The sequence below is a fragment of the Pseudoalteromonas rubra genome, from assembly GCF_005886805.2.
Lineage (GTDB): Bacteria > Pseudomonadota > Gammaproteobacteria > Enterobacterales > Alteromonadaceae > Pseudoalteromonas > Pseudoalteromonas rubra_D.
Genome location: NZ_CP045429.1, coordinates 3216773 through 3242689 on the forward strand (window position 1 = coordinate 3216773; position 25917 = coordinate 3242689).

Genomic DNA, 25917 nt, shown 5'->3' on the forward strand with positions numbered 1-25917 from the left:
TATGACAAGCATTACAGGATTAAGCACTCAGTCGAGCGCATCCGGCTTTGAGCATATTTGGCAAGCCGAGACACAGCGCAGTGGTGCAAAGCAGGATACCATCACCGTGGGTGTAATTGTCGTAACCCGAGATGAGCAATTCTTTCATACCGGGTTAAGTGTACTCAGCGACATTCGGGAGTACGTCTTTAACCGAGTACATATTCAATCAGAGCTGGCGTTGAAAAACCCGTCTTTAGTACCTTGCTCGCTGTATGACGAAGTGAGAGACAAAGCCATCCACTTTTTAAAGGGACAAAAGAAAGCCATCAATATCCAGGTGATCCAATGTGCCAGCCTGGCTGAAGCGACCGGAAAAGTCATTCACAGTAACGCGCTCAATGAGCAGCCCGATTTTCAGGTCGGCATGCTGTTTTATGATCAAACCTCAATGGGGTTTCAGGACGACAGCATAGATCAGATAGACCGGGACCTGGATGCCTTTTACCGGGCGATGCAGAAAATCGGCATTCCTGCTTTTTATACCAGCTTCTCGACCGTCACCTTTATTCGCTCACTGCGCACGCCCTACAGCTACCTCCCTCAGCAATATAGAGAGATAGTGCGCAGTACCGATCCGGCGACATTCCAGACCGAACTATTGCGTCTGTGGATGGATTTTTTCGAAATGAACTATGCCAATCGGCGGGTCAAGCCTGTCGGCTCGCTGGCGCTACACAACACCCTGGGCGACCAGCTCATCAACTTCTTTGCCCGTACAGCACCAGAGCACTGGCTGATGTCTTATTATACCGGCTCCGTCGTATCTAATTTGATCGGTCACCTGGACCGCCACGCCGAACAACAAGGCGCACTGGTGCTACGTGGTCCAAATGAACATGCAATTGCCTGTGGTGCCATGGCGAACTGGCAACTCTACCGCATGCCATTTTTGGCGGTCGTCACCTCTGGCATGATGGACGAATTCAAAGGCACGCTGGCGAATCTGAAAGAAACCGCCGCGCAGGGGATCATCGTCGTTGCAGAAAATCGCCTGAGTCAATGGTATAGCTTTCAGGGCACCATCACGGCCAGCGAAGATATGCGCGATGTATTGGCTGCTAAGCGCATTCCCTATGTATATATGGATGAAATCGAGCAGATCGGTGAAAATCTGGCTGAGGTATATCGTCTCTATCACCAGGGTCAGGGACCAGTGGTGATCCTGGCAACGCAAAATGTGCTGGAATCTTCAATAGAGCTGGACCTGCCAGCACTTGAGGCCTTGCCAGCCAGCCCAAGCGATGAGCCTGTTGAAATCATGACAGAGGAACTCCGTCAGGCCATCGACCTCATCAATCACGGGCCTGAAAAATTGGTCTGGCAACTCGGGCCCGTCAGTGATGACGAGTATGCCCTGATCCATGAAATTGCCCAGCAAGCAGGTATTGCACTGGTAGACAGCCTCGCCCACCCAGGCACAGCCCCTAAATACTATCAGGGTAAGCGCAACGACAATTATCTCGGCACCCTGGCTATTTATGGTTATACCCCGAGGGTTTACAACTATTTTCATACCAATGACAAGCTTAACAGCACCGATGAACAGTGTTTGTTTATGCTCAAAAGCCGTGTCGCACAGATAGCCACACCATTTTCCGATGGTCGCCTTGAACGTAAGGTTCATCTGGTCCAGCTAACCCAAGAACAAAGCCATCTGTCACCCTTTGCTGACCTGCATTTACACATGCGCTGTCGCGATTTTCTGCAGGCGGTCAAAAAGCACCTGAATGTCAGTGAGTCATTACGTGCCAGGCGTATGGCTAAGATCATGGCTTACCCGGATACGCAATCTGATGTACTCAGTAAACTGCCCAGTCTGCCCATGTCGCCTAACTATTTCTTCTGTCAGCTTAACCGTGTGATAGAAGACTTAATCGAGCACGAGGACTATGACTACACCGGGGTGTACGATGTTGGCCGCTGTGGCATTTCTGCGGTGCGCAATGTGGCAAAAACACGTCGCGGCTTTTCCGGCTGGTATGGCCGAGCATTGATGGGCGATGCCCTGCTCGCCAGCGGTTATCTGGCTTACACCAGCCCAACCAATGTCATTGCCTTTATCGGCGACGGGGCCAAAGGCATAGTGCCGGATATCCTCCCGGCATTTATCGACAATATTCTGACCCACCCACAGCTACTCGATAAGAGCATCAGTGTGTTTTATTTCTGCAATGGTGGCCTGTCAGTCATTAACACTTATCAGGAGCGGATCCTGTTTAATCGCACCTCGCGCCAGATGCGCCTGGTTAACCTGGCGCAGTCACAATTTGAACAACAAATTGGCGACTTTGATATTTCTGCGCAAACCCTGACCCAGTTCGACGAAACTGCCGTTCGCACAGCACTCACGGCACAAAAACGGCTGACCCTATTCTCTGTGGTCCTCGGCCACAACAATGAAGGGGATGGCATTTCTCTGGCCACAGCCAAAGGCTGGCAACGCGACAGTGCCGATCCCGTTACGCATAACACAGACTCAGACATGCCACCAGCACAGGAAGTTAACTCATGAAGTTTGGATTTATCGCCCACCCGACCTCAGTCGGCCTGAAACGTTACGTGAAAATGCTCGATCTACTGCAACGTAACACCCAAGATCAGCATACCGGCTATAACCGCGAGCTATGGGGCAAAGCAAACCTGGTGCCCTTTATGAACTTTGCCAAGATCACGTCCGCCAGCGGCGCAACCTGTGAGGGCATGATCAAATACATGCCACTGATCGCTGAGGAGATGATAGCCGATCCCAGAGCCATTGCTGAGCGTGTCGTTGCGGGCGTAGAAGAGTTTGTCGCCGACGGTGCTGAATTAGTTGGCCTGGGTGGATTTACCTCGATAGTTGGTCGTCGTGGAGAAGCCACAGCCGCCAAATCCCCCATTCCCATCACCTCAGGGAATTCACTGACCACCTATGCCGGCTACAAAGCCCTGATGCAAATTAAAGAGTGGTTGGACATCAATCCGGAAAAAGAAACCGTCGCTATCGTGGGCTATCCGGGTTCCATTTGCCTGGCACTCAGCCGGTTACTGCTCGCCGAGGGCTTTAACCTGAAACTGCTGCACCGCGCCGGTCACAAAGACAAAGCGGAAATGCTCAGTCACCTGCCCGAGCAGTACCACCACCGAGTTACTCTGACTGGCGACCCGGACGATCTGTATGACGAGTGCAAATTATTTGCCGGTGCCACCTCAGCCGGTGGCGTGATTGATGTAGCCAAGCTACAACCTGGTTCCATTTTCATCGATGTGGCACTGCCACGCGACGTCAATGTCGATGCCCGTCCTGCCCGCGATGACATTTTGATCATCGATGGTGGCTGTGTCACAGCCACTGATGCAGTCAAATTGGGAGGCGAGTCACTGAATGTCACCATTAAACAGCAGCTCAATGGGTGTATGGCCGAGACCATTATCCTGGCCCTGGAGCAGCGCCGGGAGAATTACTCTCTGGGCCGTTATCTGGAACCGGTCAAAGTGCTTGAAATCGGTGAGCTGGCTGAGAAACATGGCTTTTATGCCTATCCACTTGCCTCATTTGGGGAACGTATTGACCGCCAGCATGTCACCAACCTGAAGCGCTATTATCATCAGGACATCTATGCCATCGACAAGGGCGACACCAGTCAGCGTCTGACCTTTATCGACAACATCATTGCCCAGGACCCGGCCAAAGAAGACACGCTGGACCGCCACCACCAGTTTATTAACCCAATGATGGTGGAGTTTTTAAAACAACAACGCTGCGACAATGTGTTCCGCAAGGCACAAGGCACCATGCTCTACGATAACGACGGCACAGGCTATCTCGATATGGTCGCGGGCTACGGCTGCCTTAATCTGGGTCACAATCCCAGCGCCGTCAGCCAGGCAGTCAAAACCTTCCTGGATGAGCAAGGTCCCAATTTCATTCAGTATATATCCGTGCCGGAGCACACCGCCAAACTGGCTGAGGTCCTTTGTCACCTGGCTCCCGGTGAGATGGGACGCGTGTTTTTCAGTAACTCAGGAACAGAGGCCGTAGAAGCCGCCATTAAACTGGCCAAAGCCGCCACCGGCAAGCCAGGCATTGCGTATCTGAAAAACAGCTACCACGGTAAAACACTCGGTGCCTTGTCTATCACAGGACGGGAAAAACACCGTAAATACTTCCAGCCGCTGATCCAGGCCATGGTCGAAGTACCCTTTGCCGACCTCGACGCTTTACGCGAAGCTCTGCAAAGAGACGATGTGGGTGCATTGATGCTGGAGCCCATTCAGGGGGAAGGCGGTGTCCACGTGCCACCAGCCGGATACCTGAGCGCAGTGCAACAGATCTGTCGCGATACCGGTACCTTGCTGATGGTGGATGAGATCCAGACTGGCCTGGCCCGCACCGGCAAACTCTTTGCCTGTGAATGGGAAGGCATTGAGCCTGACGTGCTGATGCTGTCCAAGTCACTGTCCGGTGGTTTACTGCCCATTGGCGCCACTTTGTGTCGCAGCGATGTCTGGCAGCGTGCCTACGGTACCTCAGATCGCTTCTTAGTCCATACCTCCACCTTTGGCGGCGGTAACCTGGCTTCTGTCGCCGCACTCACTGCACTGCGAGAGATAGTCGCGCAAGATTTGGCAGCCCGTGCTGATGAGCTGGGCAGCTATTTTAAATCTGAACTACAAACCATCGCCGACCAGTACCCCTTTATCGCCGAAATTCGGGGTCAGGGTCTGATGCTGGGGATCCAGTTTGAACAGACCTTTGACGGCGCTGTTGCGGCTTCTGCCAGAGAGTTTGCCACCCGTCTGCCGGGTGACTGGCATAGCACCTGGAAATTCTTACCCGACCCGGTGCGGGAGCATCTGCAAGCTGCCATGACACGCATGGAACAAACACTGGGAGAAATGTTCTGCCTGAAGTTTGTCACTAAGTTCTGCCTGGATCATCAGATCCTCACCTTTGTTACTGCCAACAGTTCAACGGTGATACGGATCCAGCCGCCATTGGTGATCAGCAAACCCGAGATTGACCGCTTCGTCAGCGCCTTCGCCAGTGTCTGCGAAGAACTTTCGACCTTTTTAGACTAAGGAAAACGGGTCGCGCAGCCGAGCAGGCCCGACCCTAAACGTAATACATGATTGATAAGGATTACTTATGACTCTCAACAAACAAGATGTCGTTAACCATATGATGGGCTTCTTTCAGGCCAAAGCGGTAACCGCTGCATTATCACTCAAACTGTTTGACCATTTTCGCGACACCGACCTGAGCGCTGAACAACTGGCCGACAAAATCGACGCGCCGCTACGCTCAACGGAGCAAATGCTGATTGCGCTGCACGCCATGGGTTATCTCACCAAACAAGATGACCTGTATCAATTACCAGCACAACACCATTCCTTTTTGTTAAGTGATGAACCCATGTGGCTGGGCTGGCTGGGTCGTCATATCGACACCTTCCTGTATCCGCTGTGGGGCGAGCTAAGCAGCGCCGTGAAGAGTGACACCAATCAGCGTGAAGCCGTCTTTGGTGACAACCGCAGCTGGTTCGACATCTTGTATCAAAACCCAGATGACGTCGCTGATTTTCAGGAGTTTTTGGGTAAATTTGCCGCACCGTTCATCGAAGGCTTTGTTAAAGACTATGATTTCTCGCAACACCACTCCTTTTTAGATATTGGCAGTGGCATTGGCACCTTACCCATTGCCGTAGCCAATGCACACCCGGGCGTGTCGCTGGCGATCTGTGAACTGCCGCAGGCGTCGGCTTTTTTACGAGATAAGCTGGGTGAGCAAGGCTACGGCGACCGCATTGAGGTGGTCGAAGGCGACGTGATCGCCGGCAACCTGCCAATTGGCAACTATGATCTCATCCACCTTGGCTGGATGTTGCATGACTATGCGCCAGAAACCCAGGTCACCATCCTCAAAAATATCTATAACGCCATGCCTGCCGGTGGCCGCTTTATTGCGTCAGAAACCCCGTTGAATGATGACAAGTCAGGCCCAGAGTTTACCGCTTTGCTGTCATTAAACATGCTGGTATCCACCGACGGCGGTATTGAAAGCAGCAGTGAAGAATATCTGGCGCGTTTCCATGAAGCCGGATTCAGCAATGCCCGTATTCTAGAGATCCCCGGGCCACGGACCCTGATTGTCGGCGAAAAAGCCTGATCAGACACGAACAGAAGGAGTAGCAGGATGTTAGTCACTAAATTACTAGAGCATATCGCCGAACAGTTTCTCGACGGCGAGCAAGACGGCCTTGAGTCGCAGACCCCCTTGTTTGAGCTGAATATCGTTGATTCGGCGGCCATTTTTGACCTGGTCGATTACCTCAAACAAGAAACCCAGTTAAACATAGGTATGCAGGAGATCCACCCAGGCAACTTTGCGTCAGTCGATGCCATGGTCACCCTGGTTGAACGCCTTCAAACAGAGCAAGCATAAGGAGGCTTGATATGAGTGCCACAAACCCAAAAGTAAACCCGGATATTATGGAAACTCTGCAACAGGAAGTTCTGAAGACCTTTACTGAACTGACTGAGTACCCTGCTAATACTCTGGATCTGACCAGCCACCTGGAGAACGACTTCGGGATAGATTCTATTGCGCTGGCCGAAGTCACCGCGGCATTGACCAAGCAGTTGCAACTCAAAAACCCCCTGTCCATTCAGAACATTCACTGTATCGCTGACGCGGTTAAGCAAATCGCCGCACAGGAATTTCACCTCAGTGAAACCAAAACAACAGGAAGCAGTGATGGTAAGCAAAATGCACACAGCTGGTTGCGCGAACAAGTGATTACTGTGTTTGCCAGTTTCAGTGGCTACAATGCCACGGAGCTGAGTATGGATGCCGAAATTGAAAGTGACTTGGGGATAGATTCAGTCACCGTGGTTTCAGCACAGGGCGAGCTGCTAAAAGCACTGGGACTGAGAGACAACCTGAGCATCCCGAATTGTAAAACCCTGGCGGAACTGGAACAGGCTTTTGCTAAGCTACTGGTTGAAGAAAAAGGCACACAGTGGGCCGATGAGCTGGTCACCAAAAACCCCTTAATTGACGAACTGCTCAACCCTGCGACCCGCAGTGAAGACGTGCAACATCAAATCGACAGTGATGATGGCGATAACCGCACCATGCGCGACTTTGTCGGGATCCAGCACGGCGATCTGTTTCACAAGGCCCGTGAGTTCAAATCCTTTTACGACAAGAAAAAAGCGCAGCAACTATACTGGTATGGTATGCCGCTGGAAACGCCCTGTAAAAATCGCGCCGTTATGTTCGATGAAGTCACTGGCACCAGTCGCGAATTTCTGATGTTTGGCTCCAACAGTTATCTGGGTTTGTCGAATCATCCGGAAGTGATCCAGGCGATCCAAGACGCCGCAGCTCAATATGGCGCAACCAATACCGGTTGTCGGATCATTGCAGGCAGTAACGTGCTACATCTAGAACTGGAACGTAAGCTGGCCAAACTAAAAGGCCGTGAAGCCTGCATCGTTTACCCTTCAGGTTACTCGGCTAACCTGGGCTGTATTTCTGCACTGACCTCTAAACATGACCTGATCTTTACCGATGCCATTAACCATATGAGTATCACCGATGGCTGTAAACTGGCAGGTGCCCAGCGCAAAATTTACAATCACTCGCTGAACAGCCTGGAAAAATCACTGGCCAAGTATGCCGACCATCCCGGTGGCAAGCTGATCGTCACCGATGGCGTCTTCAGTATGCACGGTGATATCGTCGACTTGCCGCGTCTGACTAAGCTTGCTAAGCGTTATGGCGCACGCGTGCTGGTTGATGATGCCCACTCAACTGGCGTACTGGGTAAAACTGGTTCCGGTACCACAGAGCATTTCAATATGAAAGGCGAAGTTGATCTGGAGTTAGGTACCATGAGTAAAGCCTTGTCCGGTCTCGGCGGATTTGTCTGTGGTGATGGTGATGTGGTGGAATTCCTGCGCTTCTATTCTAACTCTTATGTCTTTGCCGCAACCATTCCAGCCCATGTTGCAGCCGGTGTGATTGCCTCAATCGATGTGATGTTGCGCGAACCAGAGCGTTTGACCAAGCTGTGGGACAATATTTATTACTTCCGCAATCTGTTATTACAGGCAGGCTTTGATCTGGAAAACTCTGATTCTGCCATTGTGCCTGTGGTTGTCGGTGATGATGCTAAAACGCTGGCGCTTGGCCGTGCTGTACGTGCCCGAGGCCTGTACTGTCAGACCGTGGTCTTCCCGGGCGTGGCAGTTGGCGACGCACGATTACGTCTGAGCATCACCAGCGAACACACTCAGGCCGACCTGGATGAGGCCTATCGTATTTTGGTTGAAGGCGCGCTGGAAGTAGGCGTCCCACTCAATCAGGATGTTAAAGCGGGACTGGCGGAGGCCTGAGTATGACGAAAATTCCGTCATCAGCCCGTTTTGCACTGAACCTGCTGAGCCATGCTCAGCAGACCCCGCATAAAACGGCGCTGATCTGTGCCGATCAGCAATGGGATTATGCCCAACTCGCTGCACGCGCCTGCCAGATAGCCAATGCATTGTGCGCACTGGGACTGGATCAGGCACCGGTGCTGTTAAACCTGCCAAAGCATCCTGACACTGTTGCCGCCATCTACGCCTGCTGGCTCAGTGGAAACCATTATATTCCCATTGATTACAGCCAGCCTGAAGCCCGGGTTGAACGTATTATCTCTGCAGCAAAACCTGCATTAGTACTCGACCAGGATTGGCTGAATACACTCGATAGCCTGAGCCATAGCAGCGACTACGAGCAAGACCTGAGCGCATACATGTCACGTTTGCGTCAGTACCGGGATACCACGCTTGCCGCTGTCCTTTATACCTCGGGCTCTACTGGCACGCCCAAAGGGGTGCAGATCAGTCATGACATGTTGGACTTTTTCATTGACTGGGCGGCGCACACAACTTGCATTGACAACGAAGACATCCTGGCCAACCATGCCAGCTTTGCCTTTGACTTAAGTACTTTCGACCTCTTTGCCACCGTGCGCGCCGGTGCCTGTGTGTGGTTGATCACTGAACAGGAACAAAAAGATCCCCTGGCCCTGATCAGCGGGATCAAGAAGCATCAGGTGAGTATCTGGTACAGTGTGCCTTCAATCCTGTCTATGATGGTACGCAGTGGAGAACTGAACAGTCATTGCACCGCGACCCTGAAGCAGGTCATTTTTGCTGGTGAACCATTTGCCGTGGCGGCATTGCAACGCTTGATCACTTGCCTGCCCGCCGGTACCGCGCTGCATAACTGGTACGGCCCAACCGAAACCAATGTGTGCGTAGCTTGGCAAGTTAACCGCCCCCAGCTGGACGGGCTGCGTCATCTGCCTATCGGGTCCTTGCTACCCGAATTAAAAGGCTGGCTGGAAGATGATACAGGAAAGAGGACACCACTGACTGAAAGCCTGGGCCAGTGTGGCGAGCTCATTATTGGCGGACGCTGTGTTACACCGGGTTATGCCAATGTGGACCTGCCCAGAGCCACAGCACTACACCAACAAAACTGTCATGCGACCGGCGACCTGGTTGAACTGACCGAGGCGGGACTCATCTATCGTGGCCGCATCGACGATATGGTTAAGCTGAACGGTTATCGGGTTGAGCTAGGCGAAATCGAATCGCTGCTGCATCGGCACCCGGCCATAGATCAAGCTGCATTACATCTCTCGCTGGGCGAACAGCAGCATCAGCTTATTGCCGTGATCGTTCTCAAAGATGGTGCAGAAAAACCCTCGCTACTGGTATTAAAGCAATTTTTAAAACAGCAACTGCCAGCCTATATGTTGCCACACAAAGTGATAGTCACAGCACAGCTACCACTCAATGCCAATGGCAAAGTTGACCGTAAACAACTGGCTGAGCTGATGTAATTATGAGAGGCGTATTATGAGCAGACCCCCTACTTCCCCTTTAGCCATAGTCGGGATCGGCTGTGCTTTGCCCAACGGCATGAACTTTGCTGACCTGGCAAAACAGGGGACACTCAATCCGAGTCAGTTTACTCATCCGTTTGGCTGGTCGGTCGCTGCTGAGCCACTCAGAGGTGGGCAAGTGCACACCGATAGCTTTGATTACAAGAAGTTTTCTATTCCCCCCTTGTTTCGCAAGGCGGTCAGTCGCGAAACCCGAATGGCACTGCTTGCTGCTGAAGAAGCGCTGAGCCAGCTGACCCTCAGTGAAACGCTGCGCGATCATTGCGATCAACTCTGTGCAACACATATGGCCAGTGACGCGGCTTATCGTAATGCCACCAAAGTAACTGCATTGCGGACTTTGAGTGAACAATTGGCTGATACTGACAGTGCGCAAATGCGCATCGATGAGTACAAGCAGGCGCTGGCAGGTACCTTTGGGGCCACCTCTCACGATCGGGTTGGAGAAATGGCCTCAACCATACCCGCCCGGATAGCACATTTTGCCCACACACGAGGGAAATGCCAGACCCTGGATGGCGGTGATCTTGGCGGTTTGCGTCTGTTACAGGCAGCGCAGGACAACTTTCGCTATGCAGACAGCCAGCTCGCTGTCCTCACCAGTATTCAATGCTTTCACCACCAGCCACAAGCTGAAATTCTCCATCATCAGGGCATTTCAACTCAGCAACCCTGGCTCGAAGGTGCCATCTCTCTGGTGGTCTGCCCTGTGACCACGGCCGAACAACAAGGCTGGCCGGTACTGATGCAGCTAGGGACTATCACCACCACAGCCACAGAGCAGGAAGCCACGCGCTATTTCGCCGGTGCAAGTCAGGTCTTTTATCAGTTACTTGAGATGCACCTGGGCCAGGAAACTCACTGTGCCGGCGCCGCAACTTTTGGACCACACTGGCAAATAAATAAGGCTGTATCACACGAAGACACCGACGCGAGTGACGACCAGGTGGCAATCACTCAATATTGCCCCATCACTGCACTGGGTGACGACAAAGCCCGTTTCTGGCAAACATTGGCCAATGGGGATGACCTGTTGCGATCGCAATCGGCACAGCAACTCAATGCATCGGCATTTGTCAGGGCAACCCCTCAGAAACTGAGCACCTACATAGACCAAGCAATGAGCTTTGACAGCCATAATCCGTGCGACCAGGTCCTGAATAAACCTATGATGCCGGCCAAAAAAGCGCGCCTGGATGTGTCCCAACTGCGGCTGTTGAACGCCACAGAGTCTGTCGAGATTGGGGAATTCAAACGCCCGGCAGTGATCCTGGCATGTAACCTGTCTCTGAATGCCGATCGTCAATTAGGCGCGTGTGCACTGTGGGATCAGTTACCAGCAGCCCCGACACATTTACCTCAACCCACGCCACCGCCAATCAATCGCTGGAGCTGGTATGGCGCAACAGGATTAGGGGGTGCCCGGTTGTTGGCAGAGCATCTGAAGATCCCACATGCCGACTGTATCGCCATTGAGGCGGCCTGTGCCAGTTCTATGGCCGCACTGCACAATGCTGTCAGAGGGCTGCAATCCGGACGCTATGACGGCATTGTGCTGGCCGGGATTGAAACTGCCACATTAGAGCGAGATCTGGTGCTGTGCGGCGCACAGATGATGCTCTCAGCTACCCGCATTCGGCCTTTTGCTAAGGGGGCCGATGGCTTCACCCCTGGGGATGGCGGTGGTCTGTTTGTCCTGCAGGCTAAATCGGACGCACCCAATGCCATTGCCCATGTTGATGCCATTTCAGGTTCCTGCGACAGTCGCTCTATGACCGCGCCCGACCCACAAGGGCAGGCACTGGCCATGTATAAAACCTTACAACTGGCATCGGTCAACCCGGAACAAGTACAATATCTTGAAACCCATGGCACTGGCACCACGCTCGGCGACCAGGCTGAGCTGGAATCACTCTGTGCAGCCTATCGTCGTGAACACATGTCCCCCCTCTATCTGGGGTCTGGAAAATATAACTTTGGCCACTGTTTTGCCGGTGCCGGCGCCATTAGCCTGGCAAAAATGCTCGCAGCGCTGGAACATGGCTGCATGCCACCGACCCCAATTCTGGGGGAGCTCAATGATGCATTGCCATTCGAAAACATTCCGGCTGAGGTGCCACAACAGGCGCAACCCTGGCCCTTGCTGGACACCCAACAGCGCATTGGAGCCATCAATGCCTTTGGGACCGGCGGCATCAATTATCATCTGACTTTAATACACGCTCATTCACAGGAATCATTATGAAACTTATCGTACACAAAATTCGCCTTAAGCACATTCAGCACCTGGGCGCCTTTCGCGACTGGGTCGAAACCACGGACTACAAGGCCTGCGAACAGCTTGATTCAGTCAAAGCCTTCGCGGTGTTTGAAGCGTCCGCCGAGGCAGATGCCCCGTTCCACTTTGTAGAAACCATCTACTTAGAATCCGAGCAGGCGTTTGAGCAAGATATGACCACCCCGCTGTTCCAAAGTCTGGTCAGTCGCTTTGACGAGATGGCCGAAGTCGTCGAGGAGTTTAAAGGCGAGCGTATCGCACAGGGTTATCAGCAGTGATCACTGAGCACTGTATTACGCCTGAGGGAGAGACACTTGTCTCGCCCATTTTGTACATCAGGCAGTATACCGACGCTCTATTATCCGCCCGCGCTCGTCTGAGCCAGGGACTTGCTGTCAAGCAGCAGTGCCGGGCACTGGCCAATTTCGCACTACAAAGGGCCTGCGCCAACCCCTCAGTCAGGCTCAATCATACAAAGTACGGGCAACCTTATGGCGACCAGGGCCAGGGAAAACCTGCTCAGCCTGTGTCTACTAGCCACAGCCATAATTGGTATGCTGTCGCCACTGCCCCCGCTCCTCTTGGTATCGACATTCAGGTTTATCGCCGCTTTTCTGTCACCAACCAGCAGCGTCTGTTTCACCATAACGAGGTGTTGGCCGACATAATCCCCCAAACCACGCGATGGTCTTTATGCGAGGCCTATCTCAAATCCCATGGCCGGGGCCTGCCGTTTGATTTACGTACTATCCACATCCAGCAATATGCAAGCCAAGGTGCCACCTCATACGGACGCATAACAAGCAAAAATGATACGCTGGCACCTGTCAGTTACTGGCTCTGGCAAACACTCTATTTTTGCTGTGCCGTCTGTATTGCGAGCGACCAGGAGGTCGTCCCCATACTCTCTTTACACAATGGAAAACCATCATGACACACACTGCATTTGAACAGACACTGGCAGAGGCTGTCGCACTGGCACGACTCGCCCCGTCTTCACACAACTGCCAGCCCTGGGCCGTTCACTTCGACCCCGTAATACACTGTGGCTACCTGGCCATAGACAACCGCCGTAAACTCACCGGTCTGCCGTCATTAGAGCGGGAAATGCTGCTCAGCTGTGGTATTTTCTTCCACTTTCTTGAGCAGCTGATATGCCTGCGCGGGTATCAGCTGCACTGGCGCTGGTGCGATGAGCAAGAGCAACAAGTATTGGCGGGCGAAGACAGAGCGCTCATCCGCTTTATGCCTGGACCTGAGCAGGCGCATCAGGCAACTGCATTTGCCGCTTTATCTGAGCAACTACAACAGCGTCATACCGTACGTTCAGCCTACTGCAACACGACGCTTAGTGAACTACAGCGTAACGAGCTAAGCTCGGTGCTAAAACCCTATCCGGTGACACTCGGGATTTATTACCAGCAAACCCATGGCAAAGCGCTGAGTCAACTGACGCAAACTTATGCCGGACTTGATTTTGCAAACAAAGCCGCATGGCGCGAAACCTACAGCTATATTCGCTTTGATGAAAAACGCCAGTACGAGGACGGCTTTTACCTGCACAATCTGTTTGGGCCGGTTTCTGGCGGTTTCAAAACCTTTTTTAAAGTCGCCTTTCACCCTTACCTGAGTGGCCTGAACAAATTGCTCAGATTGCCAACCAAAATGGCTCAAGGTCTTGCTGAACTGGTTGAAGCCGGGCCGCACTACCTGTCGCTAAATATGAGTAAAGAAGGCGATGAAGCGCTTTTTCGTGCGGGCTTAGGATTAGGTGCTTTATGGCTTAAACTACAACAGTGGGGATGGGCTCTGCACCCAATCAGTGTGCTTGTGCAACACGATACTGCCAGGCAAGCTTTAGCAGCCAGTCTAAGCCTGTCAGAATTACCCGTTTTTTTTGCCCGATTCGGTGAACCTCAGCAATCCGGCAGCCCGGCTCCGAGGCGACATTGGCAGAGCATTCTGGTTTCAGACACCCATAGCCTGACTAAACCCCCACCTACCCAGCGCGGATAACAACAGGAAAAGAATAAAAACCAAATCAAAATGCTCTCTAAGGACACTGCGCATCTGCCCGTACTGATGACAGCAAATGTTGCAGGTGGCAGATGCCCCCGTGGCAATGAGATAGACAACACAGAAGAACGCATTTGCACCGCGAAAACACTTGTTTCTGCAAACGAAATCAAAAACTCTACCCAGAGCATTTGTGCGGCCTAACTGCAAATTACCACGCCATACATAACACAAAGGCGTCAGCGTAAGCATGCTTTGTGCACTACAAAAAAGCAGTTGACAAACAAAAATTATTTCAGGTAGTTTGTAGTTGACCCATTGTTAAAACAAAAATAATTCAACAGGATATGAATATGAAACTAGCACTTAAAAAGAAACAACTAAAACATCTAGACAACACTATGCTGCTGGACAATCAAGCCACACCTCAAATTGGCGGCGCCGGTGAGAGCTCACCACCGAGAGCATGCCTCCCAACCGGGCACATTTGTGATCGTCTAAGTGGCAAAAGCGACCATACTTGCTGGTGCTAATTAAATCGCGGCAGTGCTACTGCCGCACTCAAACCACTTAACTTAACCAAAAATGCGTCAGACGCAGCAAACGGACTAATATTCTAGTACCGTATTTTTCCTTCTTATTGCCCTCACTTCAACAAACAACATGACCAACACGGTTCCACTCACACTTTCCTGGCTACCATTTACATAGCGTATTTTAATGCCATCCGGGCATAGCAATAAAAAATTTCTTGTTCCGGCGCTTTGTCCTGTCTTTTTTTCTTAGGTTCCCTACAATACCCGCCATAAGGAGACAGCATGCAGCAAAAAACCAGCAAACTATTGATTTTTATACTCGCTCTACTAGTGGTGTTTTGTCCACTGGGGATCGATCTGTACTTACCCGCATTCGTCAATATGCAACAAGACCTGGCCGTCAGCGAGGCCCGTATTCAGCAAACAGTGGGTATTTATATGTTAGCAGTGGGCCTTGGACAACTACTTGCCGGTCCGCTCGCCGACAAATATGGCAGACGCCCGGTTGCTTTGTCCGGCATTCTGTTATTCGGCATTGGGGCGCTGCTGGCCACCTTGCTGGATGAATGGCACTGGATCATGCTTGCTCGTGTATTGCAGGGCTTGGGGGCTTGTGCCACCTTTGTCAGCGCCTTCGCAATTGTACGGGATAGTTTCGGTCATAAAGGCAGTGGTCAGATGATCACCTACCTTAACGGCATTGTCTGCTTTATTCCAGCACTGGCTCCTATCCTGGGTGCCTGGCTGACCATAGAGTTTGGCTGGCGCAGTAACTTTACTTTTCTGACGGGCTTTGCCGCAGTTGGTCTGGTATTGGTGCTCGCACTGTACCGGGAAACGAAACCCGACACCACCGTCTACTCTGGCCATTTACTTGATTTTCGCCGCTTCCATCCCATGCTGAGTAGTCCCCAGTTTATGTTCAACGCCAGCATTACTATGGTGTGCATGGCAGCTATGTTGGTCTTTGTCGTCGGCGCTCCGGGCTGGATCATGACCGGGCTTAATCGTCCCGTTGAGGAATTTACCATGTGGTTTACCATCAACGCCGCGATTAGTATTGCAGCCAGTTTTACTGCGCCCCACTTCATTAAACGTAACTCGCAGCAGGCACTGAGATTTGGCCTGAGTTTATTTACCCTTGGTGGGATCTTGTTGTTAATCACACCGCAAACTCACCCGCTGGCGTATCTGTTACCTATGTATATCGCCTCTATCGGTTTTGCCTTTACGCTGGGGGCTGCCGCTGGCAATGCCCTGGCTCCTTTTGCCAATCAGGCCGGGACAGCTTCCGCGCTGATCGGAGTTATGCAAATGAGTGGCGCCGGGCTATTAGCGATGATCAGCCAGCCACTGGCGTTACCCGCTCCGGAGCAGCTAGCCATGCATATGCTCATCGGACTGCCTTTCTTATGTTTACTGTTCAGTCGTTGCAAAGATAATTTGCATAACCCTACCTGATCAATACCCCGCGAACCTGGTATCATTATCCTCATATTAGTCACAAAATAGATAATGATACCAATTTTCATTATTATAAAAGAATAAAAAATTCTGCATATCCAGACTTCCGCTAATATTATTTAATTATAAATAAAGAATAATTCATTCCTATAAATTCCAACAGCGTGGATAATTTCTCTTTACGTTAGCGCAATATTACGTCTATCTTAATATGCGTTAACCAATAGTTAGCAATGTAACCAAGTTAAAATAATTAAAACCAAGAGATAATAATAATGAAATTCAACAAGTTTACGACGTCACTCCTACTTGCAGGTTTATGTGCCACAGCAACAGCTCAGGCGACCGAAGACAGATTCATCATCCAGGTTGATAACAATAAAAAGGGCATAGTCAAAGCACTAGCACAGAAGGTGGGCGCACAGCTGCACATAGACGGTGATGGCTTCCTCGCCGCCACATTTAGCGGCAAAGAGCTCAGTGAAGTTAAGGGATTGCTAAACAACCCGCATATCAAATTGATAGAAGTGGACCAAAAGCGTCAACTGATGGGTTTATATAATGATGATGCCGGCGACCCAATGCAGCAACAGGTTGCCCCTTACGCCTATTATCAGTCGCAGGCAAACCAGGTGACCTTTGATGCTAATGCTGGCATGAAAGTCTGCGTCATCGACTCAGGTCTGGATATGTCCAACCCGGATTTCATCTGGGGCAACATCACAGGAGATAATGACTCGGGTACTGGTAACTGGTATGAGCATGGTGGTCCACATGGCACGCACGTGGCGGGGACCGTGGGCGCTGCGGACAATAACATTGGTGTGATTGGTATGGCACCGGGTGTAGACATGCACATCATCAAAGTGTTCAATGCAGAAGGCTGGGGTTACTCCTCAGATCTGGCTCACGCAGCAAACCTGTGCAGTCAGGCGGGTGCCAATATCATCAGCATGAGCCTGGGTGGCGGTGGTGCAAACAGCACCGAAGAAAATGCTTTCGAAAGCTTTAATAATGCGGGCGGCCTGGTCGTTGCGGCTGCTGGTAACGATGGTAACAATGTCCGCTCTTACCCGGCGGGTTACCCGTCAGTCATGATGGTGGGTGCAAATGATGCCGACAATAACATTGCTGACTTTTCTCAGTTCCCAAGCTGTCAAAGTGGCAAAGGTAAAAATGCTGGTCAAGATGAAACTATCTGCGTTGAAGTCACCGCCGGTGGCGTTGACACTCTGTCTACGTACCCTGCAGGTCTTGCAACATCGTCGAGCCTGAGCGTTGATGGTGCAGCGTTTGCTTCATCTGCGATGGAAAACAGTGGCAGCGTTTCTTCGTCAGTATATTTCATGGGCACAGCAGAAGCGACCGACAGCTCGGCAAATGGCAAAGTGTGCCTAATCGATCGGGGCAATATTTCTTTCCATGACAAAGTCGCCAACTGTGAAAATTCAGGTGGTGTCGGCGCCATCATCATTAATAATGAAGCGGGCATGCTTTACGGCACGCTGGGTGATACCAACACCACAAGCATCCCGGCAATTGGCGCGGCATTTGAAGACCGCACAGCCCTGCTGGCATCTTCCAGCGCAAGCATTGTGATTGGCACAGCGGATTATGGTCTGATGAGCGGCACATCAATGGCAACCCCGGCCGTGTCAGGTATTGCAGCCCTGGTTTGGTCAAACCACCCTGAGTGTACTGGCCAGGAAATTCGTGCAGCGCTCAAAGCAACGGCACAAGATAGTGGTGCGGCTGGTAAAGACGTGTACTTTGGCTACGGCATTGTTAAAGCAGCAGATGCAGATGCGTATCTGACTGCCAATGGCTGTGCCGGTGGCGGTAATGGTGGCGACCTGCAACTCACAGCCAACGGGTACAAATCAAAAGGCAGTAAATATGTTGACCTGAACTGGCAAGGTGCCTCTACCTCGCAGGTCGATATTTTCCGAAATGGTAGCAAGATTGTCACAACCAGCAACGATAATAGCTACACAGATAGCATCAGTGGTAAAGGTGGCGGTAGCTACACTTATCAGGTTTGCGAGCAAAACAGCACATCTGCTTGCTCTGCAACTCAGACTGTTGTGTTCTGATACTGACCTGCTGGTGTTATGACGAGACACACAGGCACCCTGCGTGCCCATCTATCTCGCTGCACTGAGCCTGGTTGGTATCCCCCAACCAATTAATAACCAATTTTTATGCGGGCGTATGCCCGCATTTTTTATAGGTTTTTTTATTTAAGCTGGTTACACTAAGTGCAATTATGTTGAACAGAGCCCGTCATGCTAAACCCGGAATTACTCGCCTCTTTTTTATTTGCCAGCTTTATTATTGCCATTGCCCCAGGCCCTTCCAATGCCTTTTTAATGGCTCAGACCTTTACCAACGGCCGCACAGCCGGAATGCAAAGTGCTTTTGGCTTTGCGCTGGGGGGAGTAGTCCATACACTGTTTGCAGTGATTGGTTTGTCGGCTATCCTTAAGGCCTCAGAAACCGCCTATACCACAGTACAATACCTAGGTGCGGCCTACCTTGCCTACCTGGGGGTACGCACTTTCAAAGACACTCTGTCTCGGCCAGAGAACAACGACGAAGAAAAGCCTCATGTCAGCAATAAGAAGCAACAAAATGTCATGTTTCAGGCTATGATGACAGAAGTGCTCAACCCCAAAGTGGCATTATTCTTTATTGCCTTCATTCCTCAATTTGTGGATCAAAGCCTGACAACGTCTACCACAGTGCAGCTTGCCATGTTCGGGTTACTCTATCCAATTCTGGCCTTTCCCATTGATTGTGTGTATGTTTACAGCGGCGATAAAATCGCCGGCTATTTTCGCGCTCATCCCAGTGCACCGATTTGGATAGACAGGATCTCAGCCTTTATCTTCGTCGCACTGGCAATTAACTTATTATTATGAGGTAAGTATGGATACCAAGTCGCAGGTCATTCCGGCTAAAAAACGCATCGCACTGGTCGCGCATGATGGCAAAAAACAGGCTATGGTCAGCTGGTGTCAGGGGCACCTGGATAAACTTGCTATGCACCAACTCTATGCAACAGGAACAACCGGTCACCTCATTGAAAAAACCTCTGGGTTGGAAGTCACTAAGTTACTCAGCGGCCCCATGGGAGGCGACCAGCAACTCGGTGCTAAAATCGCTGAGAACGAAATTCACATGTTGATTTTCTTCTGGGATCCGCTTGCGTCACAGCCGCATGATCCGGATGTCAAAGCGCTGTTGAGGCTTGCGGCAGTGTGGAATATTCCGGTAGCTTGTAATGAGACCACCGCAGATATGTTGTTGTCATCCATGATGATGACCACTCCGATTGAGCGCCAACTCCCCGATTATGAGCAGTATCTGGCGCATCGTATGGCGCTATAGCACCCAATACACTAGCGGTATAATTGACTCGCCCACTTGGTCAGACCGGCGGTAACACTACCAAAATTATCGCCATTGACCATAGGGATATCGCCCAGGCGTTGCTGTAGTGCCAATTTTAACAGTGGAGACTGGGCGCTCCCGCCTGTCAGATAAATCACATCGGGACGCGTGCCTGCCTCAGCTATTGCCTGCTCAGCCAGCACCGCGGCTTGCTCAAGACAGCTTGCCACCGACTCAGCCATAGTCTGCGCACTAATATCGACGCTCAGCTCGCTATCCAGAAAGTCCAGTATTGCCGTATGTGAATCCTGATCAGACAGCGCAATTTTTGCCAGCTCGCCCTGGCGCACGAATTGATGCGTCATCTTGCTGCGCTGAATCTTCAACAATCGCTCGAGTTTTTCCGGCTCACGGACATCTCTCAGCATACCGCTCAGCTCGCGCGCCATTTGCGCACTGTAGAAGTCACTTTGCATCTGAATATCATTAATTTTACATGCCTGCCAGAACAAGGGGTTAGGTAAAGGCAGGCCAGATGTAAACTGACTGCCCAGCCCACATACTGGCATCAAGGTATGAAATGCCAGTGCAATATCGAGATCATTCCCACCTATTCGCTTACCGGTGTGGGCCAGAAAGTCATCACTGCGATCCGCCTTAGCACGAAAGCCCGGTCCCATCTGCACAAAAGAGCAGTCACTGGTACCACCGCCAATATCCACCACCAGCACTTTCTGATCCTGGGTAAGGCGGGACTCATAATCAATGCCCGCTGCCAACGGCTCATATAAAAAGGCCACATCTTTAAACCCGGCACGCTTCGCGGCGGTCGTCAAAATATCAATCGCCTGGCGGTTGCTGTCCTCACCCCCAATGGCCTGGAAGTTGACCGGCCGACCAATGACCGTTTGGCTGAGCGGCTGCTCCAGATGACGCTCAGCACGGCTTTTTAGCTCCATGATCATGGTCGTTGCAATGTCTTCGAAAAATGCCAGCTGAGCTGGTTTCAGACCAACCGCACCAAAAAAAGACTTGGGCGACTTCACGAAGTACCCTTCTTCAGGAAACGCGATGTATTCTTCTATGGCTTGCTGGCCGACAAACACCCCTTGCTCGTCAGCCGCCAGGTCAAGCTCACGCCGTGCCATAGCTGCACTGCCTAACAAAGGCTTACGCGCTGCCTGGTAGTCCGTAGCAAATGCAGAGCCTGCCAGATTGTGCGCGACATACTCACTCACCAGGCTGTTGTGTAACGCGTACAGAGTTGACGGCAGATAAGGTTTGCCCTGTTCCAGAGGCACCAATGTGACATCGCCTTCGCGCATTACACCGATTGCGCAATTAGAACTACCGTAATCAAATCCTGCTATCATTTGTCACCTCACAACCATAAAAAGGTCGCGCACTGTATCACAGCAAAGTGGCAAGTAAAAGTCTCAGCGTGCGTCTATCACACAATCCTTAAAGTGATTGCCTGACACGCAAAAAGCGGGCAAATCGTGGTTTACCAAATTTTGTGACTCCCTGATATCGGTAGGTCACCTGACTGCCAATTGGGGGAGGCTCGCGACGCTGGTCATCCGTGAACCCCGAGCCTATTTTAAAGACAATGCCCTGTGGCGTTTTAACCCGGATTGCGCCCATCATGCCCTGATATTTACCCTTACCGGGCAAATGTGCCAAGACCTCAGCTTCGGCGTCGAAATAAGGCTTGTACTTCAAAATGGCCGAACTACGGCCAGCCTGGTGCAGTGCCTGACGTTCATGAAGCATGACCCCTTCGCCACCGCGAGCCAATACCTGCTCAAAAAATTCATCCAGTTCAGCCTTGGTTGTAAACCGATACTGAGGTACCGCGCGGACATGGGGCTGTACCAGCTGATCGATAAGCTGAGAATAGACGTCATACCGCTGTGCAAAGGGCACAGCCACGCTGGGCGCATCAAAGATCAGATAGTGGATCTGCCGCCAGTCCTGCTCGGATGCCTCATGACGCCGCACCACCGCACTGACAAATTCAAAGTTCTGATAGCCAGCCCACAGCTCTCCGTCCAGTTCCATATCTGGCAATTCAGAGGTGAACCAGGCGGGCGCATGGATCACCTGACCCGTGCGGGTAAGCAGCTGCTGACCATTCCATACCGCTCTGACGCCATCAAACTTTTCACTTACCAGATAATGGGAGACCGGCTGCTGTGCCTGATACACTTTGGCTAATTGCACACTGGGGGCCGGACTTGCACAGGCTATTTGCAGGTAACACAGGCAGGCCAACAGCCAACCTGTCAGTTGAATGTTCATCGCTACGCTCCTTGTAGGCAGAGTTAAGATATCCTCCCTCAGAGCTTAGCGCGGCGTCAGGAAATCGCCAGTCGCAAATTGGTAGTACTAACCTTTTGCGAGCAGCCCCTCAATAACATCTTGCGCCGAGCGCAGCGATTGCACTTGCCAGGCAGCCTGAGAAAAGTCCTGCTTTGCTGAATGTTCATTGGGGATCACCATTACCTGCAAGCCTGCGGCGCTACCTGAGCTCAGCCCGGTTGTACTGTCTTCCAGCGCAATGGCGTTTTCTGGCTCAATCTGCAATGCGGACAGTGCCTGCAGGTATGGCTCAGGGTGTGGTTTTGGCTGAACCACGTCATCTTTAGTGACAATACACTCGAAGAAATGCGCCAATCCATAATGATTCAAGACCGGTATCGCTTCGGCGCGGGTACTCCCCGTCACCAGCGCTAACTTACAGTGCGCTGACGCATAACTTAAGATCTCGTCTGCATAAGGCATGAGCTTTGGCTGCATAGTCGCTGCGGTGTCAACAAAAAAGCGGTTTTTATCGTCGCATAACGCCTGCGCTGTGCTGGACAGTTTGTGACGTTCAAGGAGTATTTCAGCAGTTTTTAGCGTGGGTACGCCAGAAAATTCATCACAAAAAGCCAGCTCGCTATACTCAACACCAAACGGTGCCAGCACACGCAACCAGCTGTGATAGTGGAGCGCTTCAGAATCCACCAGCGTTCCATCAAAATCAAATAAGATAGCCTTTAAACTCATCATCGCTCCTTCTTTATAAATATAATGTTATTAGGCTTTGGCAGGTGGCTCTGCGTGTGCAAGTTCACCGCTGTCTTTTTCTACCAGCTCATAACCACGCGGTTTACGTACCACTTTCAAAACAGGCTTATCAAATGCTGTCTGTAAACGGGTAAAATCGGCTTTAAGATCATCAATGCTCTGACCATAAGGTGACTCACCCGTTTCAGACCAGTTAACCGCTTTGCCATTCTCATTGTACTCAACCGCATGTACCTGATACTGCTCTAGCGCATCTTTACTTGCTTCACAATAGATAACGCGATAATTCCAAAATGCGGACATAGTTTCTTCCTCTAAAAATCTGTATTTACCCGGGTACTTTACCAGTACTGGGGTCTGCTTGCATGACAGTATTAATAAAAAACCCGTGGATGGTAACCACCCACGGGTTTTCACTTTAAATTAGGGTGAAATTAAAAGAATTTCACTTTGAACTCAGCACCCACAAAGCGCTCTTCGTTCAGCATACCTGTGTTGTTGTTAAAGTCTACACCACCGATAACCACCTGCTCATCAAACAGGTTACGTACGAAGGCAGAAACTTCATAGTCGTTGTCGCCCGAGTTCCACGCGTAACCCGCACGCACACCAGCTTCAAATAGTGCTTCACCAGTGAACTCTACTGACTCATACAGGAAGAAGTCGATTTCACTGCGGTATGACAAGTCGGTGTATACAAAGAACTCACCGTTTTCCAGTTCTGTGGTGTAACGCAATGTCGCGTTAGAGATCCACTCTGGCGCGTGCGGCAGGCTATTGCCATCCAAGATTGCGCGCGCTTCAGGACCATTTGGCCCATCAACCATGTAGGTTGGATCAGTCACGGTACACTGCGCACACACTGCAACGGCAAGCGTATCGTCGTCTAGCTCAGTTTTGTTATAACTCAGGTTAAACGTCGCATTCAACTCATCCGTCAGTACCCACTCAGTATCTAACTCAAAGCCATAGCCAGTTGTTTTATCAGCGTTAATAAGACGGTTAAAGTTAGAGCCACCACCTACAGCAGTCAGCTGTTGGTCATCCATTTGGAAGTAAAACACGGTTGCGTTAACACGACCCTGGCCATCCAGAACGTCTGACTTAACACCGAATTCAATCGAGTTCGTGGTTTCTGACTCAGCAACTGTCACAACGTCACCGAACAAAATACGACCCTGAACACTCGGCGCACGGAAACCATTTGCCAAACGACCGAACAGGTTAACGTCATCAGTCAGTTTATAAGTTGCACTCAGGTCCCAGCTTACGTGGCTGTCACTTGGATTCGCACGACCTTCCAGGAAGTCAGGAGAGCCGTTCCAAGGTGTTGGATTATCTGTTCTTTTTGCGTAAAAATCTTTTTCGTCGTCTGAGTAACGTAAGCCCAGAGTCACGTCCAGCTGCTCAGACACACTGTAATCGAAAGAACCGAACACAGCCCATGCAGATGTCTCTTGCTCCTGCACAGCGTAACCATTTTGCAGGCCATAGCTACCAGCGGCTTCATCGTATACACCAGTGTCAAAACTGAAGCTCTCAATAGTCAGATCTTCTTCAAACAGGAACAAACCAACCTGATAGTTGAAGTCACCAGAGAAGTTGCTTGAAAGGCGAAGTTCTTGCGTATACTGGTCATGCTCTGGAATGGCATCAGCCGTTTCAGAAGAAAATGGAATGAAACCAGGACCCATGGTCGGTGCGAAGTTATTACCGTATCCACCATCAACGTCTGCACGCGAGTAGATCTCAGCGCTTTCCCAGCCGGTGATTGAAGTAATGGTGTGCTCTTTAAGGTCCCATTCCAGCTTCAGGCTCAGACCCTGTGTGTCTACTTGTTGAGTAGCACGAGACGCGGCATCCTGATAAACCACATCGTTATCGTACAATGGGTTAATGTTGTTCGAACCTTTTTCAATCAGGTTCGCACGGAACGGGATCGGGCGACCTTCCAAATCACGTACGTGGTAATTCAGCAAACCGGTGAAGTCATCACCTTCATATAAGAACTGTACACGTGCTGCTTTTTCATTGTAGCCACCCAGTGAATCTTCTTTCTCGAATCCAGGTGCTTTTACATCAATGTAGTCCGGCTTATCTTGTACCAATAAAGATACACGTGTAGAAATTTTGTCAGTTAAACCTGTACCGGCTGCACCTTCAAAGTCAATTGAGCTGTTGCTGCCGTATGAAACCGCTGCATACCCATCGAATTCCTGGCTTGGTTTAACGCTGTCGAACTTAACCAGACCGGCTGGGGTGTTACGACCGAACAGGGTTCCCTGAGGACCACGCAGCACTTCGATGCGCTCGATATCAAATACAGGGAAGCCTTTAAGAATAGGGTTTTCCTGAACAACTTCGTCAACAACCAGAGATACCGGCTGAGACGCGTTCAGATCGAAGTCGGTGTTACCCAGACCACGAACATAAAAGCGTGGGAATGTACGTCCGAATGAAGATTCAACCGACAGGCTCGGGATCTTCGCATTCATAAAGCGGATATCCATACCAGCTGAGCTGTATGCGTCCAAGTTATCGCCTTGCAAAGCAGACACAGAAACTGGCACTTCTTGTGCGTTCTCAACACGCTTACGCGCGGTGATTTGGATCACTTCCAGTTGATTACTTTTGGCTTGCGCTTCTTCTGCAAGCGTAGTGAATGAAGTACCTGCTACAGCAGAGAACAACGTCGCATTGATTAAAGTTGCTAACGTAGATCTTTTCATTGCTTTCATGTTTGGATTTAACCTTTTGTATGCACTCTTAAGTTCAACGGTTTTGATTTGGGCGCCGTATCACAATGGCTGGTTCGCTCAATTTTACGCGCAAATGACAAGCAGCGCGGACCTCACTAGCGAGAGTGCAAAACGACTATATGAGGCTGAACGAGACGGCCGTAATTATAGCAGCAAATTTTCAAATTGCTGCAATTATGCATATAAATTTTCCACATTTTTGTAAATATCGTGAAAGTTAGCTAAGAGTTAACAACTTTTCGCAACAAAAAGCCTCAATATAAGGACAATTGTCCTTACCAAACTCTTGCCTATATGATGGCAGGAAAAGGATTTACCGAATTGAAATACAGGTGTCACTATCTCGCTCTTATCAACAGCCAGCTCTTCATACCGCGAATAGATACTCTCTAATCACAAGATCTGCACACGAG

19 protein-coding genes are annotated in these 25917 nt (G+C 50.8%); 14 read left to right on the forward strand and 5 right to left on the reverse strand.

The window, feature by feature from the left end:
- The first annotated feature begins 1 nt into the window (after position 1).
- The 14 genes from CWC22_RS13995 (at position 2) to CWC22_RS14060 (ending at position 19670) form a co-directional block, all read left to right on the forward strand.
- On the forward strand, positions 2–2554 hold the full coding sequence (locus CWC22_RS13995; protein ID WP_138537642.1) for a biosynthesis protein PigD: 2553 nt from the start codon (positions 2–4) through the stop codon (positions 2552–2554).
- Complete coding sequence (locus CWC22_RS14000) at positions 2551–5103, forward strand: aminotransferase class III-fold pyridoxal phosphate-dependent enzyme (protein WP_138537643.1); 2553 nt, start codon at positions 2551–2553, stop codon at positions 5101–5103. Before CWC22_RS13995 ends, CWC22_RS14000 begins: the two co-directional genes overlap by 4 nt.
- 67 nt (positions 5104–5170) lie before the next feature.
- Complete coding sequence (locus CWC22_RS14005) at positions 5171–6190, forward strand: methyltransferase (RefSeq protein WP_138537644.1); 1020 nt, start codon at positions 5171–5173, stop codon at positions 6188–6190.
- Positions 6191–6217: 27 nt separating this feature from the next.
- Positions 6218–6466, forward strand: a complete 249-nt coding sequence (locus CWC22_RS14010) for a hypothetical protein (protein WP_049866001.1) — start codon at positions 6218–6220, stop codon at positions 6464–6466.
- 11 nt (positions 6467–6477) lie between these two features.
- The gene (locus CWC22_RS14015) at positions 6478–8424 is read left to right on the forward strand and encodes an aminotransferase class I/II-fold pyridoxal phosphate-dependent enzyme (protein ID WP_138537645.1); all 1947 of its coding nucleotides are present in this window, start codon (positions 6478–6480) and stop codon (positions 8422–8424) included.
- Between the two features lie 2 nt (positions 8425–8426).
- On the forward strand, positions 8427–9923 hold the full coding sequence (locus tag CWC22_RS14020; RefSeq protein WP_138537646.1) for an AMP-binding protein: 1497 nt from the start codon (positions 8427–8429) through the stop codon (positions 9921–9923).
- A gap of 16 nt (positions 9924–9939) precedes the next feature.
- On the forward strand, positions 9940–12231 hold the full coding sequence (locus tag CWC22_RS14025; RefSeq protein ID WP_138537647.1) for a polyketide synthase: 2292 nt from the start codon (positions 9940–9942) through the stop codon (positions 12229–12231).
- Positions 12228–12542: a RedY gene (locus tag CWC22_RS14030; RefSeq protein ID WP_010382568.1), complete on the forward strand. Its 315-nt coding sequence runs from the start codon at positions 12228–12230 to the stop codon at positions 12540–12542. Before CWC22_RS14025 ends, CWC22_RS14030 begins: the two co-directional genes overlap by 4 nt.
- Positions 12539–13198 carry a 4'-phosphopantetheinyl transferase family protein gene (locus CWC22_RS14035; protein WP_138537648.1) on the forward strand — a complete coding sequence of 220 codons (660 nt, stop codon included), beginning with the start codon at positions 12539–12541 and terminating at the stop codon, positions 13196–13198. Before CWC22_RS14030 ends, CWC22_RS14035 begins: the two co-directional genes overlap by 4 nt.
- Positions 13195–14280, forward strand: a complete 1086-nt coding sequence (locus CWC22_RS14040) for a prodigiosin biosynthesis protein PigM (protein WP_138537649.1) — start codon at positions 13195–13197, stop codon at positions 14278–14280. Before CWC22_RS14035 ends, CWC22_RS14040 begins: the two co-directional genes overlap by 4 nt.
- Positions 14281–15098: 818 nt before the next feature.
- Positions 15099–16277, forward strand: coding sequence for a multidrug effflux MFS transporter (locus CWC22_RS14045; protein ID WP_138537650.1), 1179 nt, complete (start codon positions 15099–15101; stop codon positions 16275–16277).
- 278 nt (positions 16278–16555) lie between these two features.
- On the forward strand, positions 16556–18373 hold the full coding sequence (locus CWC22_RS14050) for a S8 family serine peptidase (protein ID WP_138537651.1): 1818 nt from the start codon (positions 16556–16558) through the stop codon (positions 18371–18373).
- A gap of 192 nt (positions 18374–18565) precedes the next feature.
- On the forward strand, positions 18566–19201 hold the full coding sequence (locus CWC22_RS14055) for a LysE family translocator (protein ID WP_049865688.1): 636 nt from the start codon (positions 18566–18568) through the stop codon (positions 19199–19201).
- A gap of 7 nt (positions 19202–19208) precedes the next feature.
- Positions 19209–19670 (forward strand): methylglyoxal synthase, encoded by a 462-nt coding sequence (locus tag CWC22_RS14060; protein WP_125559923.1) that lies wholly within the window; start codon positions 19209–19211, stop codon positions 19668–19670.
- 11 nt (positions 19671–19681) lie between these two features.
- Here CWC22_RS14060 and yegD read toward each other — a convergent pair whose 3' ends face one another.
- The 5 genes from yegD to CWC22_RS14085 all read right to left on the reverse strand — a co-directional run bounded on the left by yegD (position 19682) and on the right by CWC22_RS14085 (position 25483).
- The gene (yegD, locus tag CWC22_RS14065; protein WP_138537652.1) at positions 19682–21046 is read right to left on the reverse strand and encodes a molecular chaperone; all 1365 of its coding nucleotides are present in this window, start codon (positions 21044–21046) and stop codon (positions 19682–19684) included.
- An 88-nt stretch (positions 21047–21134) separates the two neighbouring features.
- Positions 21135–21974 carry a DNA ligase gene (locus CWC22_RS14070; protein ID WP_138537653.1) on the reverse strand — a complete coding sequence of 280 codons (840 nt, stop codon included), beginning with the start codon at positions 21972–21974 and terminating at the stop codon, positions 21135–21137.
- 87 nt (positions 21975–22061) lie between these two features.
- Positions 22062–22727, reverse strand: a complete 666-nt coding sequence (locus CWC22_RS14075; RefSeq protein ID WP_326385175.1) for an HAD family phosphatase — start codon at positions 22725–22727, stop codon at positions 22062–22064.
- A 27-nt stretch (positions 22728–22754) separates the two neighbouring features.
- Complete coding sequence (locus CWC22_RS14080) at positions 22755–23048, reverse strand: hypothetical protein (RefSeq protein ID WP_138537655.1); 294 nt, start codon at positions 23046–23048, stop codon at positions 22755–22757.
- A gap of 131 nt (positions 23049–23179) precedes the next feature.
- Positions 23180–25483 (reverse strand): TonB-dependent receptor, encoded by a 2304-nt coding sequence (locus tag CWC22_RS14085; RefSeq protein ID WP_049866084.1) that lies wholly within the window; start codon positions 25481–25483, stop codon positions 23180–23182.
- Between the last annotated feature and the right edge of the window lie 434 nt (positions 25484–25917).

What these genes read in the sequence shown, in the direction of transcription:
- CWC22_RS14070 (WP_138537653.1), bottom strand. Translation starts at nt 21,974, where the DNA reads ATGAACATTCAACTGACAGGTTGGCTGTTGGCCTGCCTGTGTTACCTG.
- CWC22_RS14025 (WP_138537647.1), top strand. Translation starts at nt 9,940, where the DNA reads ATGAGCAGACCCCCTACTTCCCCTTTAGCCATAGTCGGGATCGGCTGT.
- CWC22_RS14060 (WP_125559923.1), top strand. Translation starts at nt 19,209, where the DNA reads ATGGATACCAAGTCGCAGGTCATTCCGGCTAAAAAACGCATCGCACTG.
- CWC22_RS13995 (WP_138537642.1), top strand. Translation starts at nt 2, where the DNA reads ATGACAAGCATTACAGGATTAAGCACTCAGTCGAGCGCATCCGGCTTT.
- CWC22_RS14000 (WP_138537643.1), top strand. Translation starts at nt 2,551, where the DNA reads ATGAAGTTTGGATTTATCGCCCACCCGACCTCAGTCGGCCTGAAACGT.
- CWC22_RS14045 (WP_138537650.1), top strand. Translation starts at nt 15,099, where the DNA reads ATGCAGCAAAAAACCAGCAAACTATTGATTTTTATACTCGCTCTACTA.
- CWC22_RS14030 (WP_010382568.1), top strand. Translation starts at nt 12,228, where the DNA reads ATGAAACTTATCGTACACAAAATTCGCCTTAAGCACATTCAGCACCTG.
- CWC22_RS14005 (WP_138537644.1), top strand. Translation starts at nt 5,171, where the DNA reads ATGACTCTCAACAAACAAGATGTCGTTAACCATATGATGGGCTTCTTT.
- CWC22_RS14040 (WP_138537649.1), top strand. Translation starts at nt 13,195, where the DNA reads ATGACACACACTGCATTTGAACAGACACTGGCAGAGGCTGTCGCACTG.
- yegD (WP_138537652.1), bottom strand. Translation starts at nt 21,046, where the DNA reads ATGATAGCAGGATTTGATTACGGTAGTTCTAATTGCGCAATCGGTGTA.
- CWC22_RS14010 (WP_049866001.1), top strand. Translation starts at nt 6,218, where the DNA reads ATGTTAGTCACTAAATTACTAGAGCATATCGCCGAACAGTTTCTCGAC.
- CWC22_RS14080 (WP_138537655.1), bottom strand. Translation starts at nt 23,048, where the DNA reads ATGTCCGCATTTTGGAATTATCGCGTTATCTATTGTGAAGCAAGTAAA.
- CWC22_RS14075 (WP_326385175.1), bottom strand. Translation starts at nt 22,727, where the DNA reads ATGATGAGTTTAAAGGCTATCTTATTTGATTTTGATGGAACGCTGGTG.
- CWC22_RS14050 (WP_138537651.1), top strand. Translation starts at nt 16,556, where the DNA reads ATGAAATTCAACAAGTTTACGACGTCACTCCTACTTGCAGGTTTATGT.
- CWC22_RS14020 (WP_138537646.1), top strand. Translation starts at nt 8,427, where the DNA reads ATGACGAAAATTCCGTCATCAGCCCGTTTTGCACTGAACCTGCTGAGC.
- CWC22_RS14085 (WP_049866084.1), bottom strand. Translation starts at nt 25,483, where the DNA reads ATGAAAGCAATGAAAAGATCTACGTTAGCAACTTTAATCAATGCGACG.
- CWC22_RS14015 (WP_138537645.1), top strand. Translation starts at nt 6,478, where the DNA reads ATGAGTGCCACAAACCCAAAAGTAAACCCGGATATTATGGAAACTCTG.
- CWC22_RS14055 (WP_049865688.1), top strand. Translation starts at nt 18,566, where the DNA reads ATGCTAAACCCGGAATTACTCGCCTCTTTTTTATTTGCCAGCTTTATT.